This window comes from Streptomyces sp. NRRL WC-3549 (genome assembly GCF_000721935.1).
Taxonomy (GTDB): domain Bacteria; phylum Actinomycetota; class Actinomycetes; order Streptomycetales; family Streptomycetaceae; genus Streptomyces.
On sequence record NZ_KL585386.1, the window covers coordinates 179,814 to 184,624 of the forward strand.

Annotated in this window: 4 protein-coding genes; all 4 read right to left on the reverse strand. The window is 70.5% G+C overall.

Translation table 11 applies throughout. From position 1 onward, the window contains the following. Positions 1–265: 265 nt before the first annotated feature. Positions 266–727, reverse strand: a complete 462-nt coding sequence (locus IH13_RS0105175; protein ID WP_031081389.1) for a hypothetical protein — start codon at positions 725–727, stop codon at positions 266–268. Between the two features lie 157 nt (positions 728–884). Further along, positions 885–2,402 (reverse strand): glycerol kinase GlpK, encoded by a 1,518-nt coding sequence (gene glpK / locus IH13_RS0105180; RefSeq protein ID WP_031081390.1) that lies wholly within the window; start codon positions 2,400–2,402, stop codon positions 885–887. Positions 2,403–2,429: 27 nt separating this feature from the next. Beyond that, a complete protein-coding gene (locus IH13_RS0105185; RefSeq protein ID WP_031081392.1) occupies positions 2,430–3,275 on the reverse strand; it encodes an MIP/aquaporin family protein in 846 nt (281 codons plus the stop codon). A gap of 328 nt (positions 3,276–3,603) precedes the next feature. After that, a partial coding sequence (locus tag IH13_RS0105190) for a membrane protein (protein WP_031081394.1) occupies positions 3,604–4,811 on the reverse strand: 1,208 nt, incomplete at its 5' end.

Genomic DNA, 4,811 nt, shown 5'->3' on the forward strand with positions numbered 1-4,811 from the left:
CTGCCGTGCGCCCGGTCCACGGCCTCTCGACGCCGGAAGACGGCGCCCCTCGGCCCGCACCGGTGCCCCACCAGGCGTCGGGCGGGGGCCACATGGCTTCTCCGTCCGGCGAGTCCTGACAGGCTGACGGACGGGTGGCAGGCCCTTCTGTTCCGGACGGTGCGGCCCCGCGACCGGGCCCCGCACCGTCCGGGGACGACGTCGGTCCCGGCCGTCCGCCCACTGAGTCCGAGCGGGGCGTCCGCGGATCCGGGTGGAACGGGAGTCAGCGCCGGCACCGGCGGCGACGGGTACGGCACGCCGCCGTGCCTTCGCGCCGTGGCCCCGCGCTCAGGAAGCCGAGGCCGATGCCGAGCATCCAGGTGTCCTTGGCCAGGGCGATGCCGTCCTGGGACGGGCGCAGGCTGCCCGCCTGCCGCATTCCCGGGAGCCGCAGGTACAGACCGACGAGGCCTCCGGAGAAGCCGGTCAGCACCAGGCCGGCCAGTCGGGTCGGCACGAACGGAGCGAGCAGTGTCCCGCCGACGGCGATCTCCGTGCAGGCGAGCAGCCGGGTGAAGCGCCCGGCTTCGAGCTTCTCGAGGAACGGGTACGCCTGGCAGGCCATGCCGTGCAGGCCCTGAGCGGTGCCCTCGTCCGCCTTCAGCTTGCTCAGACCGGAGTTCAGGATGAACGCACCGGTCGCGAGACGCGGGGCCACGTCACGTGGCTCGAACATCATGGTCATGCGAACCTCCACAGATCGGTTCCGCGGCCCCTCGTCGAGCATAGCCAGGCGGCAGCGGGGGCGCTCCGCGGACCGGACGGCCGTGGAGCGGGCAGGCGCCGTCCGGTCCGACCCGGTGGACGGAGTCCGGCGGACACGCACATCGCGGAGACGTACGTCAGGGGACCCTCGTCCAGTCGAGAGTGCGTTCCACGGCCTTCTTCCAGCCGGCGTAACCCTCGGTCCGCTGCTCGTCCGTCCACCGGGGCGACCACCGTTCGGATTCGTGCCAGTGCGTGCGCAGTTCGTCGGTGTCCCGCCAGAAGCCGACGGCCAGCCCCGCCGCGTACGCGGCGCCGAGTGCGGTGGTCTCGGCGACCGCGGGGCGGCTGACCGGTACGCCGAGGACGTCGGCCTGGATCTGCATGCAGAGGTCGTTGGCGGTGACGCCGCCGTCGACCTTGAGCACGTCGAGGTGGACGCCTGAGTCCTGCTCCATGGCTTCGACGACGTCGCGGCTCTGGTAGCAGATGGCCTCGAGGGTGGCTCGGGCCAGGTGGGCGTTGTCGTTGTACCTGGCGAGGCCGACGATCGCCCCTCGGGCGTCGGAGCGCCAGTAGGGTGCGAACAGGCCCGAGAAGGCGGGGACGAAGTACATGCCGCCGTTGTCGTCGACGCTCCGGGCGAGGTCTTCGCTCTCGGCCGCGGTCTTGATGACCTTCATCTGGTCGCGCAGCCACTGCACCGCGGAACCGGTCACGGCGATGGAGCCTTCCAGCGCGTACACCACCGGGCTGGTGCCGAACTGGTACGCCACGGTGGTGAGAAGGCCGTGCTGGGAGCGGACCAGTTCCGTGCCGGTGTTCAGCACCAGGAAATTGCCGGTGCCGTAGGTGTTCTTGGCCTCGCCGGGGGCGAAGCAGACCTGGCCGACGGTGGCCGCCTGCTGGTCCCCGAGGACCCCGCCGATGGGAATGGCGGCGCGCAGGGGCCGGGAGGTGCGTGTCGTACCGAAGGCTTCGGGGTCGGACGAGGGTTTGATGGCGGGAAGCATCGCCCGCGGGATACCGAAGAAACCCAGGAGTTCGTCGTCCCAGTCGAGGGTTTCCAGATCCATGAGCATGGTGCGGCTCGCGTTGGTCACGTCCGTGGCGTGGATGCCGCCGTCGGGACCGCCGGTCAGGTTCCACAGGACCCAGGCGTCCGTGTTGCCGAAGAGGGCGTGCCCCGCTTCCGCCGCCTCCCGTACGCCGTCGACGTTCTCCAGGATCCACTGGATCTTGCCGGCGGAGAAGTAGGTCGCCGGCGGCAGCCCGGCCTTGCGGCGGATGACGTCGCCGCGCCCCGAGCGTTCGAGTTCCGCCGCGATGGCGTCGGTCCGGGTGTCCTGCCACACGATGGCGTTGTAGTAGGGCCGTCCGTTGCGCGGGTCCCAGACCACGGTGGTCTCGCGCTGGTTGGTGATGCCGATGGCCGCCAGGTCGGTCGCCGACAGGCCCCCGTACCGCAGGGCGTTCTGTATCACCGAGTTGGTGCGCTCCCATATCTCCACCGGGTCGTGCTCCACCCAGCCGGAGCGGGGGAGTACCTGGGCGTGCTCCAGTTGGTGCTTGGCGACCTCGTTGCCGCCGTGGTCGAAGATCATGAACCGGGTGCTGGTGGTCCCTTGGTCCACCGCGCCGATGAAGTCCGCCATGATGTGCCACCTCTCCGGACGGTGCCGTCATTCCTCGGATGCCGGGACGCGCCCCGGCGGCTCGGGCAGCGCGCCGGGCAGGAACCGGGCGACGAGTCCCTGGTACAGCCCCGCCCCGAGCAGGCCGCCGACCAGTGGGCCGACGATGGGCACCCAGAAGTAGAGATTTCCGTACTGGTCGCGCCAGGCTCCGCCGTAGCCGGTGATGAAGCTCGCCAGCCGGGGGCCGAAGTCGCGGGCCGGATTGATCGCGTAGCCCGCGTTGGCGCCCCAGGCCATACCGATGGCGACCACGACCAGTCCGATGACGAAGGCGCCCAGGTTCGCACCCGGCGGTGTGTTCAGCATGTCGGTGACGGCCATGATCAGCAGCAACAGGATGGCGGTACCGATCACCTGGTCGCGGAAGGCACCCCACTCGTGGACCGGCAGAGCCGGATTGCCGTTGGCCGGGAGTGTGGAGAACACCGTCTGCGTCTTGACGGTGTGCCCGGGGTCGGCCTTCGCCAGCGCCTCGCTGTAGTTCCAGCGGACCAGGAGGGCGGCCACGAACGCGCCGGCCGTCTGAGCCAGCGCGTAGGGAGCCACCTTGCCCCAGGAGAAACCCCTGAACGCTGCGAGCGCGACGGTCACCGCGGGATTGAGATGGGCGCCACTCAGCCGGGCTGCCACGTAGACGCCCAGGGTGACGCCCAATCCCCATGCCCACGCGATGCTGTCGTGGTCTCCGAGCCCACCGGGCGGATCCGTGAGGGCTCCGCCCGCGACCACCTGGGCCACTACGCCGCACCCGAAGAGGATGAGGATCATCGTGCCGGCGAATTCGGCCGACAACTCGCCGACCAGTCCGGATCTCGCACGCAGCCCAGCCATGGGAGCTCGCCCTCCGCCGGCTGAACCGGCTCTCGACTACCCGAGCAATGTCAGTAGGCTAAGTCGCCTCCTAAATGCGCGCATATCATGACGAAACGCTCATGGTGGGCCGATCGTGTGCCGGCGGGCACCCCGGGCCCGCCCAAAGCCCTCTTCGTCCCGGACGTCCTCCCGTCCCGGGTACCGACTGGGCGCCGTCGAGGCAACGCCGTTCCACCGGAACGTACCGCCGGGTCCCTGACGTCTCCGCTCCCTCCCTGCGAACCCGGCGGCGAGGTCCACGGCGCCCCCGGCCTCCGCGTCCGTGGTGGCGGTTCCGCCCGGGCCGTCACCCCGTCGCCCCGCCGCTCGCTCCCCCGCTGTCGGATCCGGGACCGGTCTTCGAGGACGGGCCGTGGAGGTCCCGGACATAGACGGTGACTCGGGCCCCGTTGAGACGGGTCGTTCCGTACTCGCGGAAGTGGCGCCGCAGGGTGCTCGTCTTCGCTTGCTCCTGCGGGTCGGTCGGTGGGTGCGGGCCCGCAGCGCGGACCGCGACGATCCGGTCGAATTCCAGCATGCGTGTCGCTATTTCCTGGGCGGGAAGCTCGACGCCCGCAAGCGTGTTCGATGATACGGCGTCCTGCGCCAGGGCGAGATCTGTCAGAAGACGGGTGTCCTCGGGGTTGGCGGCGGTCAGGATCCGGTGTTGGCCCGCGAGATAGAGCAGCCCGTCGCCGGGGCGGCCTTCCTTGCGTACGGCGGCGCCGATGGCGGTGACGTCGTTGCTCCGGCTCTGGGGCGTCCTCAGCGAGAGGCTCGGCTGGACGAGCGCGGCCAGTACGGCAACCGCCGCGATCCACGCGCCGCGGGAGGACTGCCGCAACTGGTGGAAGTAGTCCGTCCAGGCGCCCAGCAGCAAGGCGATTCCGACATTGCTGTAGAGCACGTACCGGTCGACGAAAAGGGGCTTGACCAGCGAGGCGAGCAGCAGCAGAAGGCACGGGAGCACGACGATCGGCACAGCCAGCGCGGAAAGCCGCACGGGGCCCCTGGCTCCCAGGGGAGCCAGAGCACATGCCACGCCCACGGCCGCCATCGCCAGGAACCCAGGAAGCCGCACCGGTCCGTCGATCCAGGACAACTGCCCCGACTGCCCCGCGCTCCAGACCGCCAGCGGCGACAGCCCGGCCACGACGCCCGCGGCAGCCACACTCCACGCCCTCAGCACCGGTCGCGGAACACGGGACACGGCCAGAGTGACGCCGTGTGCGACCAGGGCGAGAACCGCGAACTCATGGAGCAGACAGGCCGACAGCATGGTGGAGCCGTAGACCGCCCACCGCCACCGGACGCGGTGCGGGATGCTGACCACGAGCGCATAGGTGGCCCAGGTGACCAGGGCGCAGACCATGGCGTACGAGCGGCCTTCCTGTGCGTACTTCTGTACCTGGGGAAGGAGCGGAAACACCAGCCCGGCCAGCAGCCCGGCACGGGGCCCCGCCAGACGTAGCCCCAGGAGCCCGACTCCGACCGCCGCCGCGGCCATCGCCAGTA